The sequence below is a fragment of the Pseudoalteromonas sp. BZB3 genome (assembly GCF_040104455.1).
GTDB lineage: Bacteria > Pseudomonadota > Gammaproteobacteria > Enterobacterales > Alteromonadaceae > Pseudoalteromonas.
This window is the reverse complement of sequence record NZ_JBECOS010000002.1, coordinates 162,878-188,501: the sequence shown is the minus strand read 5'-3', so window position 1 is coordinate 188,501 and position 25,624 is coordinate 162,878. Positions and strand designations below refer to the sequence as shown.

Here is a 25,624-nt window from a genome sequence, read left to right as displayed (position 1 = left end):
CTGATGAAATTGTAAGGTGAGTAAAGGGCGCTAACTGTAAGAAAGTGTTCATACTTTGTAAGTATCTTCGGCTAATTAGGCCTTAATTGACCTTTAAACTGTTCCTTATAGCGTCTCGAAAGATTAAGCTTCTTACCACTAATGAGGGTCACTTCGCTGTCGCCACTTTGAATGGGGGTGATGGAACTAATGGCATCAAGTCGTACCGCGTGACTGCGGTGAATGCGACAAAACCCCTGAGGCTCGAGTTGTTCACTGAGCTTAGTTAAGGTGGCGCGAAGTGGATAAATACGCCCACCAATGTGTAAGTTGACATAATTACCTGCAGATTCTAACCACTCAATATCATTGACCTTGATAATAAATTCTTTACCAAGCTTTCTTACCAGCAGGCGTTCAAACTGCGGTTTTACAGACTCTTCAGTTTGTTGCAGAACATGGGCCTCGCCCTTTAATTGGCCGATAAGATATTGATAGCCTTTAATCGCCATAATTAAAAACAAAAACCCCCATACATCTTTTCGGTATTCATACAAAAATTCATACCAGAGCAAACCAAAATCGTAGCTGCTTGCTTGGCTCCAATAAACGAGTTTGCGAAGTGCCACCATAATGGCAACATGTAACACACTAAACACGATTGACGCGAAAATGTACAAGCAGAGTGAGCGTGTTATGGCTTGAAAATTAAAAGGTTGGTATTTAAGAAGGTAAATTACACCGGGTACGAGTATTAGCGTACTTAAGGCGCTGCTATATTCCCAGACAAATGGTTCCCATAACTGAAAAGGCAATACGCCATCACGTTGCGCTTCCATAATGTCAGAAGTGGCATTAATGGTATTGTTGATAAGGATATAAACCATTAATAATATCGCGCCATACTGACCTGAGTATCTTAAAAAATGTGTAGAACGCGCCATCTTTGGTTCTCTTTAAGTGAACATAAAACCAGCTTATCAAGTAACTTAAGCAGTCCCAAGCTGTTTATCCCACATTGCCACCGCTTATCCCTAGTTACTGTTTTTTAAGCACATATTTATTTTATTTCAGACAGTATTCAGCAACAGTGAGATTACTTGGATAGAGTACAAGATAGGAAATATGATGCTCAAAAATATCTCTACATTATGGCAACCCCCCTTAACGCATTCATCGTCACGTTTAGTTGAACTGGATTGGCTTAGAGTCTTGGCGTTTGGCTTGTTGGTGTTTTATCACACAGGCATGTTGTATACGCAAAACTGGGGATTTCATTTCAAAAGCACGTACCTAAGCTCAGGGATTGAAAATGCCATGCTCTTACTCTCGCCATGGAGAATGGGTTTAATTTGGTTTATCTCGGGTGCCGCTTTAAGTTGTTTAATACAAAAGAGCGTAATACCCTCATTTTTGTTCAGTCGAACCATAAAAATCTTACTCCCTTTATTTATTGGCGTCTGGCTGATTGTGCCTATTCAACTGTACGCACAAATGCACCAAGAAGTCGGGTTAGATCTTAATTATTTTCAGTTTTATCTGGCCTTTACTGACTTATCTAACCCATTATTTTCTCAGTATCAATCGGGGATTTGGCCACATGTTGATGTTAATCATCTTTGGTATTTACGCTCTCTTTGGGAGTTCACTTTACTGTTGGTTTTGTTGCTACCTATATTGTGGAGTAATTGGTTGCAAGTTGCGCTTGAATCACTCATAAAGCGCGATTTTATTTGGGTTTTCTTAGGGCTATTAGTGCCTCTTTGTGTATTAAAACTGTCTTGGCCTAGTGAGACATTTCGTTATCCAATGGGGCTTGTTTTTTTAATTTATGGCTTTTTACTGACACATCATCGAGCGTTCTTTGAAAAGCTCAGTCAGAACTGGCATAGGCTATTAGGTAGCTTTATTGTGGGATATCTGCTGGTGGTTTGGGGCTACCAAATGATTTGGCTTAACGATCAAAGTTTACAATGGCAGATTACCGCAATGGACATGCTTTACACTGCTCAGAGATTGCTTGGCGTGATGACGATGTTGGCATTGGCAGCGCGATTCTTAAAGCGTCCCCATCGCTTATTGCCAAGAGTTAATCGGTTAGTGTTTCCTTTTTATATTTTTCATCAGAGTATCATTATTGCTTTGGCATTCTGGTTCCATGATATGAATTTGGGGGCAGTAGCGGAGGCTTGCTTAATTGTATTAGGTACTTTTACACTCTGTGCTCTGTTGTGTGTTGTCTTAAATTACTTGCCATTTATGCAGCCATTATTTGGTATCAGGGTAAATAAAGAATATTCCAGACACCTTAAAATAGCAGGGAATACTTTGATGTTCATCCTTTTGGTGCCCATGGCCCTAAACATTCTATTTTGAACATATTCCGTAACCCTTAGTTATATATCGGGTTGACTCATGCTTATTCAGAAAAGCTTGATGATTGTGTACATTAAAAGTGTTTTAAAATATAGCAAATTGTATATTTTACCTAAACTTAAAGGGTGACTTCACACGTATTACTCATAGTATAAGTAGCATCACATAGGTGAAATAATGTATGAAAGAAGAAGTTCAATTAGTTGATGAGCTGGGTAATGTAATTGGCTACGAAGAAAAGCTCAAAGCACATAGGTTGGGGCTTTTGCACAGTGCGTTTTCACTCATGATTGTCAGGAATACCAAATCAGGCTATGAATTTCTACTTCAACGTCGTGCGCTTGGTAAATATCATAGTGGTGGTCTTTGGAGTAATACATGTTGTTCTCATCCTAGGCGGGGCGAGCCCATTCAAGATGCTGTTCGTCGACGTGTCAATGAAGAGCTAGGTATCATGACATTGTCACCGCTCCATGCACTATCGCCATTTACCTATAAAGCTTATTTAAATAATGATCTCATTGAACATGAATATGACCATATTTTTATATCAGAGTGTTCACCTGATCCTATCTGCCCTGAGCCAAATGAAGTCATGTCATTTGAGTGGATGAAAGAGCAGCAAATTTTGCAACTCTTAGACACAGAACCGAAACGATTTACGGCATGGTTTGCTGATGTTTTTAAGCATGTACGTGCTTTTTTATTGGGTTTTAAATCATAAACAGCTACTTTTTTTCCGACCAAATGGTTAACAGCATATGGGGCACCGTCAGCGCGAATAACAAAATAAATGTGGTGCTAAAAAGATTTTCGTCGATCGCTCGAATATTGTTAAACATAATAAAAAAAGCGAATGCCAACAGTGCGGTGCCAACCATAGGTATGCTCACCCAACAGATAAATGAGAATCTACTTAATTGATAGTCGGTCATAATCTTCTTTGTATGTAATATTGAATGAAATGCACAAAAGTAAGCTAGAAAAAATGCCAGAGGCGGTAACAAAAAGGCAGCCAGTGCGATACCCAATGTCGTTTTAATATGTGTTTTAAAATAAGGATGAAATGCACGGATAAAAACTAAGCCAATTAAGCTTATGCTGTTCAAAGCTTTCAACAGTAAAATAAATCTTTCAGCCGAAATTTGGTCGTTTCCAAGTAGCATAAACAGAGACGTTAGATTGTCAGAGTAAAGCCATACGCTTGCACTAAGTAAAATTGAGGCAAGGCATATTCTGGCTAAAAAGTGATTTAGTTCAAACCAGTCTTCTTGAAAATGGCCAATCGCCAAGACATAGAAAGTTAAGAGGCCAATAAAAGGAGAGGATTGCCAAAAAAATAAACAAACCAAGACAATGAGTAGATAGACACCATACAAAATGACTCTTTTGAGGAGGCTACTTTGGAAAGGCAGCTGTTTTAAACAGTATTTTTCAATAACAATCACATCAAGTGCACCATGAGGTATCCCAACAAAGAAAATGGCGACGGCAACGAGTGTGAACAAAAAAAGCTGAGAGAGATCAGCGATGGCAAGCATACACACTAAACCAACAGCAACCGCAAAAAATGGAAATATCTGGTCGGGTGATTGGTACATTTTAGGCGTGATCCTATTCATAATGCGCGTAAAAAAGCCCTTTTCGGCATCGCAAGAATGATATTGGTTAAATCTTTGAATGAAGCAGATTCCGTCATAAATTGCGTGAAGCAGTCTGGACTCGTTCTCTGTATCAATAATTTAAAAAGATTGGGGGCAATAAGCATGTTATTTTTTAAAGCACGAAGAAACAGTCTATCCATTAACCTGTATCTGATTGATATAGGCATTTTTTGTGCAAAAGGTTGCCCTGTGTTTATCTGATATGCGGCTTCTTTCGCCCAGCGTTGAGTGGGTAAAAACGTGTAACCCGAGCTGGTTCTGACATGACCTCCAGCAATACCGTTGCGAGTATAAAATTGCCCGAATTTAAGGTGGTTTTGAGGTTTCATTGTGTGCATTGGTATTACGCCTCGCTCCCAAGTGAGCGCGCGTAGTTTTTTCAAATCAAAGCGCTCTGCAATTTTGGCATTAACCTCTTGCTTAATAATATTAAATGGCAGTACAGATTGGCTAAAGTAAGTCACTTCATAAAGAGCACGATGGTCGTCGATAGGTAGAATATAGACAAAGCGCAAAGCGCCGTCGTTTGTAACTGTCATTTGCTCCATTAATCCAACACAGCTCGAATCAAACAACGCCGTTGAGCTTTCAAGCCAAACACCTACAAAGCATTGAAATAAATTACCTTTAGCATTTACATGTTTGTCTAATCGGCTGTCTACAATATAGTTTGAAGTGATTGAAGTTGCCATGTGTTCTGTATTAAGTATCAAACTTTTATCACGTTTTTGAACATCGGTGACAGGTTTCGAAAAATGTAACTCAATGTGCTTGCTTTTATGACATTGCTCCATAAAAAACTGGTAGAAATCAGCCCCTTTTATACAGTGATAGTGTTGCTTTGGGTTCTTAGAGTTGTGTTGAAAGGTGTCTATTTCGTCACTGACCTGCCATTTAGACCAAGATTTAGAAATTAACGGTTTAAGGTAATTGGGCAAGTGTTCTTTGCCCCAAAAACACCATGTTCGTGCTATATCAAATGAATCTTCAGCTTCGAACATTCCAATTTTACGCTGGCTTTTTATATCATTAAGAGCCAGCACAAGAGACGCGTTTGCCATACCAATACCGATGCAACTTAAATCATAAGCGGCTTTCATAAAGCGTCACTGTTTGTTGGTTTGAGTTGAGACAGCGACTGATGTAATTCTTTGTGATGTTTGAGTGTATTTATTGGTGCTACTGAGGGTAGTTGCCATAATGCCTTTGCTGCAACCAATATTTTTTTGTAAGTAGGCACTACACATCGAGGCAACCAATACTGATAGTGCTGTTGTTCGATTAACACACCGATATGTCTATACACTGACAGCGCGACAGCAATCGCCCTTCTACTCTTAGGTGGCAGAAATTGTAGCCCTATTCGGGCACTGGAATAATATTGCTCTGCAAGTTGTAACAGTCTTTTTATGCTGTTTGCCGTGGTTTGCCTTATCTGTTCATCCTCAGATAAGATTTCTTCAGGCGAGTGAGGGCACCATGAAAAAGGTAAGTATCGTCTGCCCATTTCAGCGTCTTCTTTGACATCTCTGGCAATGTTTGTCAGTTGCATGGCCACACCCAAATCAATGGCAAAATCGTAACCTCGTTTATCGGCACCGAGAATAGGACACATCATTAGCCCAACAACGCCAGCGACCTGATAAGCATATTGAATTAACTCGTCTTGGTCATGAATTCGTGCGGGAGACAAATCACTTTGTACACCATTTACCAGAGTCATTGGTAGAGCTGTTGAAATTTCATGTCGTTTAAAAAAACGGATGAATTCATCGAGTGTTTGACCGTAAGAGTTAATTTTTCCTGAAAGGCTATCATTAATGTGGTTGAGTTGCTTCGCTGCTAATTCAGCATGCTCACTTTCATCGGCAATGTCATCGACCCATCTACAAAACTGATACAGCTTTGCAGCTTCTTGCAATTGTCCATGCTCTAATAGCCGACCTGCAAATCTGAAAGATTTACCATATCGACTAAGTGTACTCAGTGCAGGTTCTGTCATACAAGCAAGCCTATTAATGTTAAGAGCTAGTCGAGCGGGTGATTAAACTGGGTATTAAATGCTCCAACACTTTTGCAGAGGATAATACGCCAGGCACACCCGCGCCAGGGTGCGTTCCTGCACCCGTTAAATACAAGTTATCTAACCCCTCTGCACGATTGTGGAATCTAAACCAAGCTGATTGAGACAAGCTTGGTGCAATTGAAAAACCAGAGCCGTCAACACTTAAATAATCAGAAGCAAATTCTTCAGGTGTCATATCAAATTGCACAACAAGGTGACTTTTAAGATTAGGTAAAATAGTTTGTTCAAGTGCGTTTAATATTTTTGTGGCATAGGTATCTCGCAACTCATCCCAATTTTGACCCCCTTGTAAATTTGGCACCGGAGAAAGCACATAAAAACTATCGCATCCGTCAGGTGCCATAGAGGGATCCGTTGCTGTTGGCCTATGTAAGTAAAGCGAAAAATCATCAGCCAAGATTTGCTTGTCAAAAATGTCAGATAACAAGCCTTGGTAGCGTTTTCCTAACCAGATTGTATGGTGAGCGATATCGTCATAGGTTCTATTCGTGCCAAAGTAAAGTACATATAGGCCCATAGAAGGCTTTGCGAATTTGGTTTTAATCTTAGCTGAAAAGCTGATTTCATCCTTGGCAACCATATTTTGATACAGATATTTTGGATCTGTGTTAGATACCACTAAATCACAGTCATATGTTTGGTTATCTGTCGTAACAACTGAATGCGCTAGACGATTAGAGGTATTAATTTTTTCTATGGTGGTGTCAAGTTGTATGTGGATGCCTTGCTCACGCATTAACCTTTCTAGAGCACGCACAACAGCACCCATTCCACCTTTAGCAAAATGGATACCCCATTTTAATTCTAGGAAGTGTATTAAGTTATAAATACATGTTGTATCAAAGGGGTTGCCGCCTACGAGCAAAGGCTGTATTGAAAAGGCTTGCCTGAGCTTATCATGTTCAAGGTGATTACAGACAAATTGCCAAACACTCAAATAACTTTTTAGTTTCATCAAACTGGGTACTTGCTTGAACATGGTCGTTATTGAATGAAAGGGTTTGTCTGATAACTGAGAGAATCCGACATCAAAGATGGCTTCAGATGACTTAATTAGTTTTAAGTAACCAGCTTTGTCTTGTGGAGCTATTCTTTCAATTTCTAAAAGTGTTTTTTCAAGTGAGTCCCCATAGTCAAACGTATCACCATCAGGGTAGTAAAAGCGGTACCAAGGGTCTACTGGCACAATATCGACATAATTGGATATGTCTTTGTCAAAAAGGTCAAAAAGCTCTGAGAATAGATGAGGTGCAGTAATAACTGTTGGACCAGCATCAAAAAGAAAGCCTTGCTTTTCGAATGTTTGCGCTCTGCCGCCGAGCTGTTTAGCGCGATCAATTAAGGTTACGTCGTAACCCTTTGCTTTGAGTCGAAGTGCAGCGGCAATACCACCAAAGCCCGCACCGATTACAATGGCTTTAGTCATAGGCATGTTCGTCTTTTAATAATTGTATTTTTAGTTTTAGTTTTTGTATGTAAGGAGATATTAACCCTGTTAGCTCAGGTGGAAGTTGAGATTCATTTTTTTCGCTAACTTCTATAAGTTTTTCGGCATCTTGAAAAGCAACACAATACAAATCAGATGGTAGATAACAAGTACATTCTTTGGCTAAAAGTGACAAGTAGTTACACCTACCATAAGCATCATCCTGTTGCCAATCTTCAATGTCATCAATAATTTGGTACGCCGAAGCAAACGGGTTAAAGATGTTGTTGAGCACTTTGATGTCCATTTCAACATCCGCAAAACATAGCGGCATGGCTACACAAACTTGCAATAAAGGCACCGATTTAAGCGCCACAGTATTGCAATACTGAGCTGTCGTCAGGTTTTGCCATGTTTGCGAATTTATATCGGCGGACTGACCCGTAATGGTTGTTTCGGTGACCATTCTCAATAAATGTAAGCATTCACCAATCTTAAGCTTACAGTTTAGGTGAGATAATATGCCGAATGAACGCGCTATCAACATATCACCAGCGCATATGGCTATCTGAGAATTGTATTTGTGCCAAACAGCTTCTTTTTTACGTCTATATTCATCGCCATCCATTAAGTCATCATGCAACAATGACGCGTTGTGAAGACATTCAATAGCAGCTGCCATAATAACAGCGTCATTCTCTTGAATGCCCAAACGATGGCAAGCCTCCAACGTCAACTTAGCTCTGACTTTATTCCCGCCACTTGAAAGGTGATAATTTACAGCTGTATCTACGTTATCATCGCAATCGACGTTAGATAAACTTTCAACAAGATAAGAGTCAACCAAATTGAGTAAATTTGAGGTAAGCGAGTTTGAGTGACTTGTATAAGACATAATAACCCTCAAAATTTAAAATGCGCCACGAGGGCGCATTATCAACGGTTAAGATGTTTGCTCATCAGAGCTGGATGTCGCTGCAGCCCAAATAACAACCCCAAATGCTATCTTATTAACAAAATCTGCAAGGTTGTAGACAATATTCAGCGTATTTTCACTGCCACCACCAGTATAACCGAGTACATACCCAAGTGGGTATATTGCCCAACCGACAGTAACTATAATACGTAATGCGTTAAATGCCTTCTTACTGGCTTCTGTCCCGTTTTTGGCACTTATTTTACTGGCTTCCCCTAAGAATACTTCATAAATAATGAACAGCCATGCAAGCATGCTAATTATAAAAGCACCCCAAACATTGATGCTTCTGATTTCGCCAAAATAACCAAATACGAGCATTACCACAGATGCAGCCATGAGTTTCCAAAACAGTGCTGAGCGTACTACGGCAATAGCAGTTAATATCAAGTAGAACTCTATAATTTGAAGGGGCACGGTCAGTAACCAATCTACATATCTGAATGTGGTTGGACTGGTACCAGAAACTATCCAAACTTCACGCATATAGAAATAGTGAATCGCAGCTATACCTGTTACCAAAGCCGCAACAGAAAGGGATGTTTTCCATTTTCCGACTGCGCGGTCTCTTTCCATGAAAAAGAAAAAGGTTGCAGCAGTCATTGCTGCAGAGATTATCCAAAAGGACATGCCGACAAAATCGGCTGGGTCGAGCATCACTTCTTTCATAACTTTTCACACCATATTGAGTAATAAATTATGACCAGACCACTTACAACATGTCGTCTAGGCCGGTTTAGAAATACTGCATTTTTGTAAGCATACGAGATTAATATTTAACTGGTTCACCTTATAAGAAAGGTAGTTAATAGCATCAAAATATTCCACTCAGATTAACTATGTTCTCAATATGGTAAATAATTCGTGTAGACGCAAACTCGCAAAAGGTGTAATCGAAAATTCAATAAAGATTTATTATTGTGTTATTTTCAATTATGTAACTGCTAATAATATTTATCTTCCCAGGCTTTTATATACAATTATCTTAATCATGCACAGTCTATTAGACTTTGGTTTTTCTCTTCTCAAAATAAAAAGTAATCAGTCAAAATTTCGTAATAACTTAAAAATAGGATTTAAATAACGCTTAAAAATTAAGATTAAAAGTGTACTTGGGTGATCTTTATTTTTGTTTCAACGTTTACCGTTAAAAGCCATTTAGAGCAAACGTGTATGAATCAAACATCTTTAGACAAAAACATGATTGAAGAGTCAGCACTGTTAGAAGGAGAAGCGCCAATGCCAGGTGCACCATCCGTGCTTATTAGTGACTCAAAAGCATGCATTCCTCAGCATTTTATGACTTTTCAGCATGACAGACAAAGCGTTGAAGAGGTGGTGTCTAATATTAATTTTGATGAAGATTATCTTGTGTTTGTTGATGAAGACAAAGCGGGTGTGTTTATTCAACTAGGTATTGTGGGGAAAGACAATTACCGACAAGATAATGATAAAAAGATCGTCTATGGACGAAGGTGGCGCGTCGAGGCAACCTTGCCAACATCAGAAATTATTCAAACAGTTTTTTTGGCCATTAAGTCTGCCAGAGAGCATGAGATACGAGAATTGTTCAAACTTTCGATTTTAGGTGGTGTGGCTACCCCCTTTAATAATCATCATGATCTACCAATGATGGCTAATAATACTGATCAATTTTTATGTCAGAGCCATGCTAACAACAAGCTTCAGAGCGACTTTTCGATCACTGATTTATTGGCTTCAATTACCTATGACAAAGCAAAATTTACACTCATTGATATCGAGCAGAGACACAATGGTACATACTTAATAGACATTCAAATCTTACCTTTTTTTCAGGGTAGACTCCCCGAATTAATAAATAAAACTCTCACACTACTCGTACATGAATTGACCGCCAATGCAGTTTTACATGAGCTGATGACTCAATTGGTGCAGCTAAGTAACCGATATGTCGAAGAAAATTTTAAGTTCAAACAATTTGCAAGATTTAGCAGAAGTGTGAGTATTGATGCTATTGCAAATACATCTATTTTGACACGTTCAAATGTGGCCAAAGAAGCGTCCGAATCTTTCAAAACCATTTTTAAAAACAGTAATTACGAGACTGACATAACCAGAGTACCTTCAATTCACGATAGTGTATTAGGCTGCGCTTTGCGAAATCGATTAAAAAGTTTTGGCTCACTTCAAGGTATATTGCCAAAAAACTTTTTACCAAATAAGTCTGTCGACTAATCGTTCGTGTCAGTCATAATGTGTGAAGTTGTAACAATATTATAAAGACTTATAGCGCTAAAGTTTTTTCAAATGTTTCTGTGGATTGCGCTTATTAACTTTTGCTCTAGCAAGCTTGTCGCATCCATTCTCTATTCTTTCTGGTAAATATGGTGACCATCTACTAACCGCGAACGCGTTTTCACGTTTTGTACTTATATGCGTATCCTTTTTATCTGTCATTACAATGCTAGTTTGAAAAGGCACCTTATTTTTTTGCCGTACAGTGCCATAAGATTTGGCTAAGTTAAAAATTTGCAGAGTATGGAGGTGTACATTACCTCATAATTCAATACTAAAATGATTCATATGAGTGAAGGTTTAAGGATAACTAGGCAACCTGTTTATGCCGCCACCAGAACAAGGTGCAGACGGTAACAAGAAGCAAAGCACTCAATCCAAGACTTAAGGCTATCGCAAGATTTGTAGCCGTTTGATCCGCCACTTGAATGCTGATCATAGGGTAGGTCCAAGGGCTGTAAAACCAATGACTTTCAGATCTTGAAAGGTTCATAGCAAAAACAACCATAATAAAAGCTGCGCAAATCGGAGCTGCAAAGTTATTGATTAATTTTGAAATAATCAAACCAATCAAAATAATAGGTAGGCTAGTAATTGACGCGTTAATGAAAAACTGTAAAAAGCTTATATTGGCGCTTTCAAACTTCGGAAAACCGAGCTGCATAAGCAACCACGCACTGATAAAAATAAAGCACACCATCAGCAGGTTAGCCAATACGATCAGCAAAGAGGTAATGGTAAATTTAGCAATGAATAGCTTAATAGGTGAGATAGCAAAGCTACTCATCAATAACCAGCCATTATCTTTGTGTTCTATTTGATGAATAATAGTGGTGACTAAAGCAATTAACATAGGCAGCATCAATCCAAGCCACAATGTCGAATTAGCTGATATATATCCAAACCACCCATGCTCAGCAAAAACATCGAGTCCACGCTCAAAAGTCACTAAAAATTGCAAACTTATCACGGCCAAAGGGCAGGCAAAAAGTAAAGGTATCAGCCATTGTCTTTTTAGTTTAGTGCACTCACACAACAAAACAGTCAGCGTTTGTTTAAGCATATTCAGCCTCCTTATTGATTGATAGATGTATGTTATTAAATAGCTTTGACAAGCTTTGCGTGTGGTAATGGAATTGGTAAAAGTCGATATTTTGTGCCAGTAGAGATTTATACACCTGTGGACAAAGCGACTTGTCTATTTGATGAATGGTGATCTTGCCGGCTTCTGGTGTTGATACTTTAAAGACTCTACTTAAAAGTGTTTGAGCTTTATCGGTATGCTCAGCTGATATCGACACTTCTAATGTGCCCAGAGGGTCGTCTAATAAGTCCGGTAAGCTTCCTTCGATCACTAGGTTACCTTGTGCGAGAATGCCAACATGTGTTGCCACTTTTTCAACTTCTTCAAGCACATGGCTAGAGAACAATACGGTTGTATTAAAGCGCTCAGGTAGTGTGCGGATCAAGGTTCTAATTTCTTCAATACCGCTTGGGTCGAGGCCATTGGTTGGTTCATCTAATATCAGCAGTTCGGGTTGACCTAAAATGGCATTGGCAAGTGCTACTCTTTGTTTCATACCTAAAGAGCAGCGTTTTAAGCGCGTATGTTGTTTGGCTTGTAAATTTACAATAGTCAGTGCTTCATCAATGCACTGTTTTGGTAAGCCTTTCATCTTTGCGCAATAACTCAAGAACTCTTTAATCGTTAGGTTTTGATAAAAAGCAGGCGCATCAATGAGGCAACCTAAGCGCGACTTTAAGCGCATGCTTACAGGCTCTCCTAATATGCGAATATCACCTTGTTCAGGTTTAAGCGCGCCTAATAGCATACTGAGTAAGGTGGATTTTCCGGCACCATTGTTTCCTAACAAGGCATATATACTCCCTGTTGGGACGGTCATATTGAGCGCTTTTAATACTTGTGTGTTAGAAAATGCTTTGTGTGCATTCACTATTTTTACTGCGGCCTGTTCCATCGTTTGCTCCAACATCATCTTTGGCTTTATTAGAGCAATATCATCAGGCATATACATCAGCGGTGCGCCTGAAATTAAATCGGTCTCTAGACCGATCCCTTTTAATAAATAAATCTGTACACTTGCTGGGCGAATTTATCTATTCACAAGGATAGTATCGAGTGATTGATTACTTAAAACAGTGCCTTACGGCTTACTCAATCAGAGCAAAAGTAATAATAGGCCTATTGTTGGTCAGCTTTTTTGCTTGTTTTAGTTTAGTGACCGTGCAGTTACTGATTTTTAATGTACCTAAAATATCTGAAATCTATGCTTTGTATGAGCAAGAGATTGCCCCGAAAATTATTCTAGAAATGAAACAAACAGGTGGGTTGAGTGAGCTACATTTTGACGACTCAGCTTATTTAAGTGCCCTTAATATTCGTAAAGTTTTGGTGGTAGATTTAGAGGCTAAAGTCATTGCGCAAACTGAGCATGCCCCACTTTTTGTTGGTGATATTGGCGCGCAACTGCCCCTGCAAGTGAGAGACGACCTTACGGATGCCCTGTTAGCACATTACAACAGTGGCGTTGAGATGATGGCTGATGATGTTGCCATTTTCACCCGTGCCTTAACCGACCATCAAGGTAAGCAGCTAGGTGCTGTAGTAATGTGGATCGACAACTGGTCTGCAGTCGGCTCTCCCCCTTCTTCGTTGTTGTCACAATGGGTTAGCTTTTTACCTTTCGCACTTATAGTTGCAGGATTTATTTTATGCTGTGGCGCTATTGTTATGTGGCTCGTAGGCAGCCGTATTCAAAAGCGCCTAAAGCACTTTAATCATGTGACATTACTATGGGGGCAAGGGCGATTGACTGAGCGTCTAACAATAGATGGGGCTGACGAGCTAGAGCAGAGTTTTGATAAGTTAAACCGACTTGTTGAACAGCTTGATGAACATATTAAGCAAGAGCAAGAAACAAGATTACAAAAGCAGCGTATAGAATTTGCCGGAGAGCTGCACGATACCGTTAAGCAACTGTTGTTTGCAAACAACTTAAACCTATCTAGTTGCCAAACATTGGCACACTCAGAAACACAATTGAGTCTACTTTTAAAACAAGCCCAGAGTAATAATCAGCAAGCATTTGAACAAGTTAATCGGATTTTACAGGTACAAACTGAGCACGAATCATCGGCGCAAGCATACGTTGAGATGTCAGAGTTAACTACTTATTTGGCGTGTTGGAAGCAACAAACTGGCCGTGACTTGGAGGTAAAAAAACCTCAAAGCGGACAAATATCAAGTTACTTGTTTGCGAGTATTAAAGAGGGGCTACAAAATATCTCTAAGCATAGTGACGCAGACACTATTCGCTTATGTCTTGAGCTCAATGAGGGTGAAAGCCGCTTTAGTTTATTCGATAATGGCACTGCGCAGTTTAACCCCAGCTTTGGTCAAGGCTTAGAGATCATAAAACAAAAGCTACATTCTCTGGGTGGACGTTTATCTTTAGAGCAGCGTGAAGATGATAGCAAACATAAGGTAACCTGCCTTACTGGATATCTACCTTCAGCAAGCAAGGAGTAATTATATGAAAGATAAAGAAAAGAAAATCAAAATCGTTACCATAGACGACCATGCAATAGTACGTAGCGGTATCGTCCAGTTTTTACAAATGCAGCCTGATATGTCGGTTGTGGCAGAAGCTGGCACTATACCTGATGGTATGACAGTGATTGCTAACAGTGAACCCGATGTTGTATTACTCGATCTAATTTTGGATGGAGAAGTTGAGGGTGTACAAGCTGCGAAGCAAATTAAACAACAATATCCACATATTCAGGTGGTGATCCTAACCTCATTTCACCAAGATACATTAATATTTCCTGCATTAGATGCTGGGGTTATCGCTTATCTACTTAAAGACATACAACCAGATGCGTTAGTCGATGCGATACGCAAAGCTTCACAGGGCGTTAGCACTTTATCTCCTATGGTTGCTACAAGAATTCTTTATGCTGAACGAAATAAAGAAATGCAATTGAGCGACCGCGAGTCAGAGGTATTACGCGCTATTGCGCAAGGTCTGTCTAATGCCGAAATATCTGAACAATTGTTTATCTCAGTCAAAACAGTGCGCACACATGTCAGTAATATCTTGTCAAAGCTAAACGTCAGAGACCGAACTCAGGCTGCGGTACATGCTTGGCAAAATGGACTTATCTTATAATATGCTCAGCGGCGCATTAAAACTCGCCACTGAGAGAAATTGTTAGGCTCGCTTCACTGTGTTCTAACGCATAGTAGCGATAATCTAATTTGCCAGTTCTATCAGGGTGATAAATGTGGCGGTCATACAGGTATTCTCCACCAAAAGCATCTTCAAGCTCTATGTTGAGCTGCATGTCATTGTCTAGGTCAAACTCGGCGTAAAAACCGTAAGTAGCGCGATCTTTTTGTCGGTAATCCTCTTCTGGGTAGAAACCAGTTTCAGTATCGGGTAAAGATGCCAGCACACCCCACGCATACCACTCTCCGTCTTTTCTAAATTCTATCTCGGCGCTGTGCGGCTCTAGCCAAGATATGGCGCGATCACCAGTTAACGGGTCATCATAGTTGGCATCGCGATATTCATAAAATACATTGATGAGGCTATCTGTCATTAACCAGTTGGTTTGTATACTGATATCGAGATCTAAGCCATAATAATAGGCGTGTCCTGCATTACCGACCCCCCAGTCACCATTATCAAAGCGAATGAACTCATGAATATCACGCTGTTTTTGCCAAAAAGCGCGCGTATTTAGCGTCCAGTGATCGTCTGCTTCATAATTTAACTCGTAACTAAACTCGATACTTTGTTGAGGCTTTAACTCAGTGTTGCCCGATTGCTCACGGCCAAAATCATTATCTTGGCTATCTAGAAAGTCAGTAAAATCAAGCTGGTCGACTCTGCGCTGCAAAGTGAATGTTGATTGCAGGCCGTTTTGCGCTTGGTGGCTTAGCTTAATTAGAGGTTTAAGGTAGCGACTTTGTGTTTCATATTGGGTATTTGATTGGCTGCTAAGCTTGGCGTATTCACCCGTTAATTTGCTATATAGCTGCCATTGCGGGGTAAGCTCTATTTTGCTGGCAATAAAAGGTTCTGCACGGGTTTCAGTGACGCTGGTCACTGTGGTTTTACTCTCAGAGCTATGCGCTTCTAAAGTATCTGCCTCTAAACGGTTGTGACTTACCTCTATACCTAGTTCGGGTTGCCACCACAAAGTAGGCTGCTGAGTTGAAAGCTTTAATACTTGCTCAGTATTTGATTGGGTTTGCTGAAATTGAGTAAGTGTGAGTTCACTGTCGTTTTGCTCTGTGGTGAGGGCAACTTGGTCACTATCACGTAGGCGAAGTAACCCTGTCACTTGCCAGAGCCATGAAGATTCGCTCTCATTTGCTTGCTGCTGCCAATCAAAGCCGAGTTCATACTCATCGAGTTGCGATTTATCTTTTATGATTTCATTACCCGGCGCATCGTTATTGCCTTGCCAGTCACGCGCATAATCTTCTTGATAATGTTCTTTTAGAAACAGCGCATTTATTTGCAATACGCTGTCAGTCATCACTTTGCTTGATGTAATACCTGTGTTGATATTTTCAATGCTTTCTTGATACTGCTCTTGACCACTTAAATAGCTGATATTTTGATGATTAAACTCAGTGTAATCGGTTGTTGAGTAAGCAAGGTTTTTGTCTGTAGAAAGCTGTAATTGATGATCCCAATCCAGCCATTGTGTACTGACTTGCAATGAGGCGGCATTTACTTGATTAAAGTCTTTATGTGATTTAGCACCTACCTGCCAATTTGCCCTGTTTTGAGAGTTATCTCTAATAATATTAATCACTTGCGTATATTGGCTGGCAGAAGAAAATGGGTGGCCGGCTAAATAGACTTCCATTTCAGCAATCTGACTTATAGGTAAATCTGACAATATCGCTTCTAGACTTTGCGATTTATTGAGAACGGGCAAGCCGTTAATCAATACATTACCGCTGGCGCTACTTAGGCCTCGTTGATTATTCGAGTCAATAAACTGAAAGCCTGCAATTTGCTCAATAATATCGAATGCGGATTGCCCCTGCATGGCAAGAAGGTCGTCACTGGTATATAGCGCGACATTATCTTCAATGACAATCCGCGTATCGTCTTGAGCGAACACTGTAGAGTTAAAGCCTAATACACTGATTAAAACAACAGAATTAAGCCAATTTTTGCTATGCATAGTGCGTCCTTGGTTGGTGATATAAATCGCTGCTATTAAAATTTATTTAGGCTGAGTTCTCAATTATAAAGTGTTATTTGGTAAGGGCTAGGGACGAGTGGACGGGTTTCTTTCCAGTTATCCCATTGAGTTGGGATAACTGGACTTACTAGTTAAAATACAGATCAAGCGGCTTGTTGTAGGAAGGTCTTAACCGCTTTTTTATGGGCTTTACTCAAGGCAACGGCATTGTCGTTCGACATTACCACATAGCCACTCCCTGAGGGCTTAATCGTCACCTTTTTGATCAATTTAATATTTACTAAATGTGAGCGGTGGGTTCTGATAAAGGTGTTATCAGGCAAGTTGGCTTCAACTTCTTTCAATGTGGCACGTTTTAACCAAGTTTTTTGTACCGTGCAGATCTCTACATAGTTACTAGCAGAGTTAAACTGAATGATCTCTGCATAAGGAATATCAATACATTGACCGTTATGTTCAACAGTAATACAGGCTTGTTGTTCGGCTTGAAATACATCAAGTTGTGAAGGCTTTGGTTTTATCAGGCGCTGCCAAAGATAAATGTTTACGAAAATCACCAAAGGGTGCAAGGGGGCAAAATATAAAAAAGTATAAGGAATTGGGTCGTTAAGGGCATAAAGGTCAAAAATGGCTTGTGCGCCCATGGCAATAATAAACGTACCTATACAAGCAATTAGAGAGAAGGTTGTGATATGTCTTTTCTGCTGTTCAATAAGACTGAGAGCTCTAAACAGCAAAGGTGTAATAATAAACCATAAGCCCCATTCTTGAATTGCCCAATACCAAGCATTATTGAGCTGATCTTCTGGTGCGACTGATAAATCATAAAATGCATCTATTGTGGTAAGAAAGAGTATGACAACGCTCCAGCCAATACTGGATATTTGCCATTCTTTATGTATTTGCTTGTCCATTGCTGCCCTCAAACCAGAAACCATGCTTAGTTTACTTACTGAGCAAAGATTGGCAATTTCTTGCGATAAATTTTTAGCTCGATCATCCAAATACGCACCTAAAACAAGCGCCTTGCTCACGTTGGATGTAAATTAAATCTCCACCATATTCTTTAAGGTGTAAGCACATAATCTGCCTTGAAAGGCTTAACCCTATTCCTGACCCCTTTTGCTTGGTAGTAAAGCCTCGAGCATAGACACGAACATCATCCAAACACGCATCTAAAACAGGCGCCTTGTTCGCGTTGGATGTAAATGAGGTCGCCACCATGGTTCAGCATAATCTGCCTTGAAAGACTCAAACCGATGCCCGAGCCCTTTTGCTTGGTAGTAAAAAACGGTACAAACATCATGTCGACCACATGCTCTGCTACGCCCGGGCCGTTATCACTGACTTCAACATAGTGTTGACCAGCTTTATTACAGCCAGTTTTTAATTGCACGCTTGCTGAAGTGTCACTGTTGTTTTGCTGCACAGCTTCAATGGCGTTTTTGGTTAAGTTAATAAGTACTTGCTCTATCTGTGCGCTATCTAACATAGTAAGTTGTGAGTGTGACACGTCGAGTTGAAAGTCAATATTGGCAGTACTACAAGTTTGTTGATGGAGCTGAAATACGCCTTCAACCAATGGAGCAAGTTGCTCAGGGTTCAGCTTGGGTGCAGGTAAATTACTGACTTCTCTAAAGCGACCGATAAAGTCACCTAAATATTCGGTGCGTTTTGCCAGCGTTTTTAGCGCCATGGCTAAATCGTCTTTGTCTTCTTCATCATCAAAGGTGAGCGATTCAGGTAAAAGACCTTCACAACTTTGCGCAATGGAAGCGAGCGGCGTGATGGAGTTGGCAACTTCGTGAGTGAGTACTTTGGTAAGCCGCTTATAGGCTTGTTGTTCTTTGTTTTGCAGGGCATCACGAATCGAGTGCAAAGTAATAATTTTGCGGATTTTGCCTTGAATATGGGCAATACTAACTTGTATAGACAAGGTGTCTTGCTGTTCACCATGTTGCCAATTGGCAATGGTTTTGAGGCCGCGTTCACAGTTTTCGACTAAAGGCGTGATATGGGCCAAATCGTCACAGTGGCGAACTGCTTTACCGAGCAATTTGGCGACGGCAGGGTTTGATTCGATCACGTCGCCCGTGTCGTCACACACCACGACGGCTAAATCAATATGCACTAATAAAGCCTGTAAAAAGTGCGCCTGTTGCTCGGCATTAAAGCGCGCGCTCTGAATGTTTTCTTTAATCTCCTCAAGGTGACTATGCATAGGGTGATATTTACTTAAACCTAGAGAGCTATCGCCATTCGCCAGAGACTTTAAAACAAAACTCATGTGTCTGTTTTGTTTATTAAATTGCGAAATTAACGAGAAAAAAGTTGCGCATGAAAATAAGCTTAAAAGTAGTAAAGTCGCAGAAAAACCATCTTGTATATACAAGTTTGTGCTGGTGGTGATCAGCACGCAAAGTAACAAGATGGTGGCAAAAAATACCGTTGTAGGGTGCTTCGTGAAATAACTCAAAATACTTAGCTCCGGTTATAAGTCGTATTTTTCGAGGCGGCGATACATGGCACCACGAGTTAAGCCCAGCGCTTTGGCCGCCTGCGATACATTACCCTGATAGTGCTTTAATGCAGCGCGAACGGTGCGATGTTCGAGTTCTTCTAGGTTGAAGGTGTCTGCATTAATCAATTGATCGCTCTCGCTTAGTGCTATTTCAGCTTGACTGTTTGGCGCGGTGGTAGTTACTTGGCCAACCACAGTGCTGATATCGAGAAGCTCACCCTCACTTAAGATCACGGCACGTTCAATGGCATGGGCCAGCTCTCGCACGTTACCCGGCCAAGTGTAGGCGCTCAAAGTTTGCATGTCGGTGTCACTGACACTTAAGGTACGTTTGTATTTGTGGCAGAAGTACTCGATGTAATAATTCACCAATAGCGGAATGTCTTCGCTGCGCTCGCGCAGCGGTGGTAAACGGATCTCAATGGTGTTGATACGATAAAGTAAATCTTGTCTAAAGCGCCCTTCATCAACGGCTTGTTGTAAATTGTCGTTAGTGGCACAAATGAGGCGAATGTTCACATCTATGGCTTTATTGCCGCCAACAGGGGTGACTTGACGGTTTTGTAGCGCGGCTAATAAGGTGGTTTGCTGGCTCAGTGGCAAGTTACCTAGCTCGTCTAAAAATAGGCTGCCATCGTTAGCAAGTTCGAAGCGACCTACTTTGTCTGCTTTGGCATCTGTGAATGCGCCTTTCTTATGACCGAATAGCTCACTTTCAAATAAGTTGTCAGCAATTGCACCCATATCTAAGCTAATTAGTGCATTTTCGCGACGTAAGCTGGCTTGATGAATGGCATGTGCAGCGAGCTCTTTACCCGTACCACTTTCGCCGGTGATTAAAATATTGGCATCGGTTAACGCGGCTTTTTCTATGGTGCTAAACACTTGCTGCATGGCCGCACTTTTGCCTAAAAAGTCGAAGTTTTTTCCGCTCGCCCCTTGGTTGAGCGCTTGGTTTAACCCTTGTGTTTGGCGAGTCAGTTGCCCAACTTTCTGCTTGTCCTGCGCGTGTGCATAGGCAGCGGCGACCGCGCCTAAGAGTTGGTCGTTTTGCCAAGGTTTGGCAACAAAATCAGCAGCGCCAGCTTTAATGGCATCAACGGCTAATTGAATATCGCCATATGCAGTCATTAGAAGCACTGCAATGCTGGGGTCTTGTTCAACGATTTTCTTTAACCAATAAAACCCTTCTTTACCGCTTATGGCGTCTTGACTGAAGTTCATATCGAGTAAGATCACATCAATAGGCTGCGTTTTTACGATCTCTTCAATATCGAAGGGGTTATCTGTGGTGTGTACTTTTTGATAGTGCTTTTTTAGTAGCAGTTTAGCTGCGATTAAAATATCAGTATTGTCGTCGACAATTAAAATGTGTCCAGCTTGTTTGGCTGTTTGCGTCATGGTCCTTGCCTTTGCCTATTTTTGGCTTCTTTTTATTCTTTTTAGCCTACCTCATTTAGTGACAGTGCGTCTATTAATGTGTTCATAAATGGACACATTGTGGTTTTCGATGTGTTCTGTTTCCGGACACTATAATAATTATTAAAAACACAAACATTTATAAGGTGCTGATTTTTATGGGTTTAAAAGTTGGCATAGTGTTTGATTTATCTCTGCCATATTCGGACTTAATTGTCGAAACGAACATCGACCAAACTCTCAACGATTTAGAGGTGTGCTATGGATAAGAAAATTGAACGCTCAGGATTACAAAAACATCTTAAAAAAGCAGTGGCTGCAGGTGTGCTGCTGAGTATTGCAGCTGCGACATTTGCATTTACAGACTCATCATCGGGTCGCAGCCAAAACTTATCACTAAGCAGTGTCACCATTAATGCTGTTGAACAAGGCGCGTTTGTAGATGCGTTAAGTCTTCGTGGTCAGGTTGTACCAAAAACCACTATTTACCTAGACACCATTGCGGGTGGACAGGTTGAAGAGCGTTTAGTTGAGCAGGGTACTTATGTAACTAAAGGCCAGCCTTTGGTGCGTTTGAGTAACACCAGCTTACAACTAGACGTGATGAGCCGCGAAGCGCAGGTGACTGAGCAGCTTAACTTCTTACGCAACACACAAATGAACATGGAAACCAGTCGTTTAAACCTGCGTCGTGACTTATTAGAAATCGACTTACAAATTACCCATTTAGAGCGTCGTTACAAGCAATCTAAACCACTGGTTGAGCGCGGTGTATTAGCCCAAGATAGACTTTCTGAGATTTCAGAAGATTTAGCTTACTACAAAGCGAGAAAAGAGCTGACCTTAGAGCGTCAAAAACAAGAAAACTCAATTCGTAAGGTGCAAGTAGAGCAGCTAGAAGACAGCGCTGAAATGCTCCAGAAAAACTTACAGTTTGCCCGTGCAAACCTAGATAACTTATTAATAAAAGCGCCTGTGTCGGGTTATTTGAGTGAGCTTGATGTAGAAATGGGTGAATCAAAAAGTCGTGGCGCGCGCCTTGGTCAAATCGATATTCCAAATGAATACAAATTAGTTGTGCGCTTAGATGAATTCTACTTAAACCAAGTTCAAAAGGGCATGGACGTCAACGTGCACTTAGATGGTGGCAGCGTGATGGCGACAGTGAGCAAAATAGACAGCCGCGTAACCCAGTCGCAGTTTCAGGTTGAAGTAGCACTACCAAGTGGCCAACAAGATATTAAACGTGGCCAAAGTATCGACGTTGAGTTGATGCTAGGTGGCAACAAAGACAACGCATTATTACTCAAACGCGGCGCATTCTTTACCAGCTCAGGCGGTAACTGGGTGTACGTACTATCAAGCGATGGTACAACAGCAGAGCGTCGAACCATTCGCTTAGGCAAGAAAAACCAAAATTACTACGAAGTGCTCGATGGCTTAAATGTGGGTGAGCAAGTGATCACCTCAGGCTACAGCAACTTCGACAAAGCACAGACATTAAAATTTTAAGGACCAGACCCATGATCAAATTAACTAATTTAAATCGCGTATTCCGTACTCAAGACGTTGAAACAACTGCTTTAAACGACATTAATTTAACTGTAGAACAAGGCGAGTTCGTTGCCATCATGGGCCCTTCTGGCTGTGGTAAGTCAACGCTGCTGTCTATTTTAGGCATGCTGGATTCACCGAGTTCAGGTAGCTTTGATTTTGATGGTACCGACATCGCGGGCTATAGCGAAAAGCAGTTATCACAATTACGCAAAGCTTCAATTGGCTTTGTATTCCAAAGCTTTAACCTGATTGACGAACTTACAGTATTCGAAAACGTCGAGCTGCCACTGCAATACCAAAATATCTCTAAAAGTGAGCGAAAACAGCGTGTTGAAGCTATCTTAAAACGTGTTGCTATCGACCACCGTGCCGATCATCTACCACAGCAACTATCAGGCGGTCAGCAGCAACGTGTGGCTGTTGCCCGTGCGCTAGTGATCAACCCTAAACTGGTTTTAGCCGACGAACCAACCGGTAACCTCGATTCTAAAAACGGTGAAGAAGTGATGACCATGCTGCGTGAATTAAACCGCGAAGGCACTACGGTGATCATGGTGACTCACTCAGAAAAAGAAGGCGCGTATGCTGACCGTTTAGTGCGCCTATTGGATGGCCAAATCATGTTAGATAAAGCCAATAGTGTTCCTCATGGACTAGAAAGCGAGGTTGCATAGTTATGATATTTAATTACCTAATCACGGCACTTCGTGCCTTTAAGCAACAAAAACAACACTTTTTATTAAATGTAATTGGTTTAAGTGTGGGCCTGGCAGCGGCAATTTTAGTGGCATTGTTTGCAAAAAACGAATTGTCCTTTGATAAACAGCAACCTGATGCAGATCGTGTTTATCGTGTGGCTCAAGATTATTCAAAACTGGGTTTGGGTACTATCCCTATTTATAGTTACACACGGGGTACACAGGCATTAGATTTTAGCCAAGTAGAAGATGTATTTGCGTTAAAAATGGTTGAGTTTACTCGTGAAGCTGAAGTAGATGTGAAGCACAATAATGAGGGATTTAAGCTTAATAATCTCTATGCTGCCACCGCGAATATTGAAGACTTTATTGCCATGGATGTGCTTGCAGGAAACATTAAAGAAGCTATGAGCACCCCTAACAGCTTAGCGTTGAGCGAATCTGAAGCGCTTCGCATTTTCGGCACTGTGAATGTCGTTGGTGAGACTTTAAATCATGCAAACGGCAGTTATACAGTCAGAGCGGTTTTTGCGGACTTGCCAGATAATACTCATTTTGGTTTTCAAGCTTTAGTGTATGCAGAGCATATCTCTGAAGACTTAGGCAATACAATACATTACGTATATTTAAAATTGACAGCCGGTACTGATATTCCAGCGCTAGAACAGCAATTAGCCGAACAGGCATTTACTGGTGATTTCAAAGGTAAGATATTTATAGAGCTTCACTCAATACTCGACTTGCATTTAACAGCCAACTCACCATTTGAAATGAAAACAGGTGGTACTAAGCAAGTTGTTACTATTTGTATTGGTTTAAGTATTTTGCTTGTCTTAATCGCTAGTTTTAACTTCATCAATATGACAGTAGCACAATCGACGAAGCGCGCAAAAGAGGTGGGAGTTCGAAAAGCATTGGGTGCAAGTAAAACCCAGTTAGTAAGCCAGTTCTTGTCTGAATCTGTGTTAGTTGCAGTACTGTCTATGGTGCTTGCTTGTGTGTTAGTTGAATTGGTTATGCCAAGCTTTAATAACCTTGTTGATCGCGAATTGGTACTTAACTATGCGTCAAGCTTTGGCGCGGGTATTGTGGTTGTTGCTATTGTCGTGGGTGTGCTGGCTGGCCTGTATCCTGCGTTCTTTATTTCATCATTCAGTGCCAAGCGTGTATTAAGTGGTGATTTACAGCGTGGCAGTACTGCAATCTGGGTTCGTAAAAGCTTACTTACCTTTCAAGCTTCTTTAGCAATAGGGTTGATCATTGGTTCTGCTACATTACTACAGCAATTATCGCATCTACAAAACTTGCCACTAGGCTATCAAACAGCGCAGCGTTTAGTTATTTCTGAAGTGCCAGTTGGTCAAGTATTCACTCAGCAGCCAAGTACAGTCGTTAATAAATTACTTGCGATTGAAGGAGTGCAACATGTAGGCATTATCGACACACAACTAACTCGTTCTATCAATAACACGCTGAGACCAACATGGCCAAATGGCGAAGCATCGGGTGGTATTACTCCTGTGGTTGGTACTAACTTTGAAGTTGTTAAAAGCCTAGGTTTAGAATTACTGGCTGGGCGTGACTTTAGCCGTGAGTTTGCTGGTGATTGGGCGAACAGAGTTGATGGCATCACACATGTTGGCACGATTGTAACTGAAACGGTGGCAAAGCAAGCAGGCTTTACCAATGTCGCCGATATTATAGGTAAATCAATCAAAGATATTGGTCGTAATGTTGATATGCGCGTGGTTGGTGTGGTTGCTGATGTAAAGATTGGTAATGCACAAAATGCCAATACAGACATTATGTTCCTGCTTGGCTTCAATTACTTAAATCCTACCTCAGAAGTGGTGTTAACGGTAAATCCACAAAATGCATTGAGTATTAGACAGCAAGCTGCAGAAATTTTAGCTCAACATGCCAATGTGTTCGAACCTAAAATCGAATTGCTGTCAGACAGCTATAGAGAAGTATTAAAAGGCGATCAGCGTATCTCTCAAGTAGTACTTATCTTTACAGGCCTTGCGGTGTTCTTAACTTGTTTAGGTACGTTTGGATTAGCGTCATTCTCAGCCGCCCGTCGTCAAAAAGAAGTCGCGGTTCGTAAGGTACTGGGTGCATCACGTATCAGCATTGTAAACATTTTAGCGAAAGAGTTCTTAGTGTTAGTCGGAGTGAGTATCGCCATTGCCTACCCAGTAACTTACTTACTGGTCGGTGACTGGTTAGCCAACTTTAATGACCGCATAGATCAAGCTATTTGGGTATATGGCATCGCAGCAATAATTGTTGCAGGTATCACTTGGGTTACTGTGGCAAGCCTTGCTTTCAAAGCCGCCAGCACCCGTCCTTCGTTAATTCTACGTTATGAATAATTTCAAAAGTGTTGTCTA

Annotated in this window: 21 protein-coding genes; 8 read left to right on the top strand and 13 right to left on the bottom strand. The window is 40.8% G+C overall.

Translation table 11 applies throughout. The features are described from left to right. Positions 1-71: 71 nt before the first annotated feature. Positions 72-923, bottom strand: coding sequence for a LytTR family DNA-binding domain-containing protein (locus tag ABMY35_RS02940; RefSeq protein WP_349284955.1), 852 nt, complete (start codon positions 921-923; stop codon positions 72-74). A gap of 181 nt (positions 924-1,104) precedes the next feature. Between ABMY35_RS02940 and ABMY35_RS02935 the strand changes: the two genes are divergently transcribed. Beyond that, positions 1,105-2,355 carry an acyltransferase gene (locus ABMY35_RS02935; protein ID WP_349284954.1) on the top strand — a complete coding sequence of 417 codons (1,251 nt, stop codon included), beginning with the start codon at positions 1,105-1,107 and terminating at the stop codon, positions 2,353-2,355. 181 nt (positions 2,356-2,536) lie between these two features. Next, a complete protein-coding gene (idi, locus tag ABMY35_RS02930) occupies positions 2,537-3,079 on the top strand; it encodes an isopentenyl-diphosphate Delta-isomerase (RefSeq protein WP_349284953.1) in 543 nt (180 codons plus the stop codon). Positions 3,080-3,083: 4 nt separating this feature from the next. Here idi and ABMY35_RS02925 read toward each other — a convergent pair whose 3' ends face one another. From ABMY35_RS02925 to ABMY35_RS02900, 6 genes are all read right to left on the bottom strand, one after another. Then, the gene (locus ABMY35_RS02925; protein WP_349284952.1) at positions 3,084-3,896 is read right to left on the bottom strand and encodes a Brp/Blh family beta-carotene 15,15'-dioxygenase; all 813 of its coding nucleotides are present in this window, start codon (positions 3,894-3,896) and stop codon (positions 3,084-3,086) included. A gap of 77 nt (positions 3,897-3,973) precedes the next feature. Continuing rightward, entirely contained in the window at positions 3,974-5,119 is a 1,146-nt protein-coding gene (locus tag ABMY35_RS02920) for a lycopene cyclase family protein (RefSeq protein ID WP_349284951.1), read from the bottom strand. Continuing rightward, complete coding sequence (locus ABMY35_RS02915) at positions 5,116-6,021, bottom strand: phytoene/squalene synthase family protein (RefSeq protein ID WP_349284950.1); 906 nt, start codon at positions 6,019-6,021, stop codon at positions 5,116-5,118. The genes ABMY35_RS02920 and ABMY35_RS02915 overlap by 4 nt, the downstream gene beginning before the upstream one ends. A 19-nt stretch (positions 6,022-6,040) precedes the next feature. Beyond that, complete coding sequence (crtI, locus tag ABMY35_RS02910; RefSeq protein WP_349284949.1) at positions 6,041-7,531, bottom strand: phytoene desaturase family protein; 1,491 nt, start codon at positions 7,529-7,531, stop codon at positions 6,041-6,043. Continuing rightward, positions 7,524-8,426, bottom strand: a complete 903-nt coding sequence (locus ABMY35_RS02905) for a polyprenyl synthetase family protein (protein ID WP_349284948.1) — start codon at positions 8,424-8,426, stop codon at positions 7,524-7,526. The genes crtI and ABMY35_RS02905 overlap by 8 nt, the downstream gene beginning before the upstream one ends. A gap of 48 nt (positions 8,427-8,474) precedes the next feature. Beyond that, the gene (locus ABMY35_RS02900; protein WP_349284947.1) at positions 8,475-9,176 is read right to left on the bottom strand and encodes a bacteriorhodopsin-like; all 702 of its coding nucleotides are present in this window, start codon (positions 9,174-9,176) and stop codon (positions 8,475-8,477) included. A 504-nt stretch (positions 9,177-9,680) separates the two neighbouring features. Between ABMY35_RS02900 and ABMY35_RS02895 the strand changes: the two genes are divergently transcribed. Then, a complete protein-coding gene (locus tag ABMY35_RS02895; protein ID WP_349284946.1) occupies positions 9,681-10,724 on the top strand; it encodes a hypothetical protein in 1,044 nt (347 codons plus the stop codon). Positions 10,725-11,094: 370 nt separating this feature from the next. Here the strand turns inward: ABMY35_RS02895 and ABMY35_RS02890 are convergent, their stop codons facing one another. Then, a complete protein-coding gene (locus tag ABMY35_RS02890; RefSeq protein WP_349284945.1) occupies positions 11,095-11,847 on the bottom strand; it encodes an ABC transporter permease in 753 nt (250 codons plus the stop codon). Then, a complete protein-coding gene (locus ABMY35_RS02885) occupies positions 11,840-12,820 on the bottom strand; it encodes an ATP-binding cassette domain-containing protein (RefSeq protein ID WP_349284944.1) in 981 nt (326 codons plus the stop codon). The genes ABMY35_RS02890 and ABMY35_RS02885 overlap by 8 nt, the downstream gene beginning before the upstream one ends. 104 nt (positions 12,821-12,924) lie before the next feature. Between ABMY35_RS02885 and ABMY35_RS02880 the strand changes: the two genes are divergently transcribed. Both ABMY35_RS02880 and ABMY35_RS02875 read left to right on the top strand, forming a co-directional pair. Beyond that, a complete protein-coding gene (locus ABMY35_RS02880; protein ID WP_349284943.1) occupies positions 12,925-14,334 on the top strand; it encodes a histidine kinase in 1,410 nt (469 codons plus the stop codon). Positions 14,335-14,338: 4 nt separating this feature from the next. Further along, complete coding sequence (locus ABMY35_RS02875) at positions 14,339-14,977, top strand: response regulator transcription factor (protein ID WP_349284942.1); 639 nt, start codon at positions 14,339-14,341, stop codon at positions 14,975-14,977. Positions 14,978-14,993: 16 nt separating this feature from the next. On the opposite strand, the gene ABMY35_RS02870 is transcribed toward ABMY35_RS02875, so the two are convergent. From ABMY35_RS02870 to ABMY35_RS02855, 4 genes are all read right to left on the bottom strand, one after another. Beyond that, entirely contained in the window at positions 14,994-17,015 is a 2,022-nt protein-coding gene (locus tag ABMY35_RS02870) for a hypothetical protein (protein WP_349284941.1), read from the bottom strand. A gap of 164 nt (positions 17,016-17,179) precedes the next feature. Continuing rightward, on the bottom strand, positions 17,180-18,040 hold the full coding sequence (locus ABMY35_RS02865; RefSeq protein ID WP_349284940.1) for a LytTR family DNA-binding domain-containing protein: 861 nt from the start codon (positions 18,038-18,040) through the stop codon (positions 17,180-17,182). Positions 18,041-18,195: 155 nt separating this feature from the next. After that, positions 18,196-19,323, bottom strand: a complete 1,128-nt coding sequence (locus ABMY35_RS02860) for an ATP-binding protein (RefSeq protein WP_349284939.1) — start codon at positions 19,321-19,323, stop codon at positions 18,196-18,198. Positions 19,324-19,527: 204 nt separating this feature from the next. After that, a complete protein-coding gene (locus tag ABMY35_RS02855; protein WP_349284938.1) occupies positions 19,528-20,958 on the bottom strand; it encodes a sigma-54 dependent transcriptional regulator in 1,431 nt (476 codons plus the stop codon). 279 nt (positions 20,959-21,237) lie between these two features. Here ABMY35_RS02855 and ABMY35_RS02850 point away from each other — a divergent pair, with 279 nt between their 5' ends. The 3 genes from ABMY35_RS02850 to ABMY35_RS02840 are packed head-to-tail and all read left to right on the top strand — an operon-like array spanning position 21,238 to position 25,606. Then, positions 21,238-22,488 carry an efflux RND transporter periplasmic adaptor subunit gene (locus tag ABMY35_RS02850; RefSeq protein WP_349284937.1) on the top strand — a complete coding sequence of 417 codons (1,251 nt, stop codon included), beginning with the start codon at positions 21,238-21,240 and terminating at the stop codon, positions 22,486-22,488. Positions 22,489-22,499: 11 nt separating this feature from the next. Further along, on the top strand, positions 22,500-23,207 hold the full coding sequence (locus ABMY35_RS02845; RefSeq protein WP_349284936.1) for an ABC transporter ATP-binding protein: 708 nt from the start codon (positions 22,500-22,502) through the stop codon (positions 23,205-23,207). A gap of 2 nt (positions 23,208-23,209) precedes the next feature. Continuing rightward, the gene (locus ABMY35_RS02840; RefSeq protein WP_349284935.1) at positions 23,210-25,606 is read left to right on the top strand and encodes an FtsX-like permease family protein; all 2,397 of its coding nucleotides are present in this window, start codon (positions 23,210-23,212) and stop codon (positions 25,604-25,606) included. The last annotated feature ends 18 nt before the right edge of the window (positions 25,607-25,624 follow it).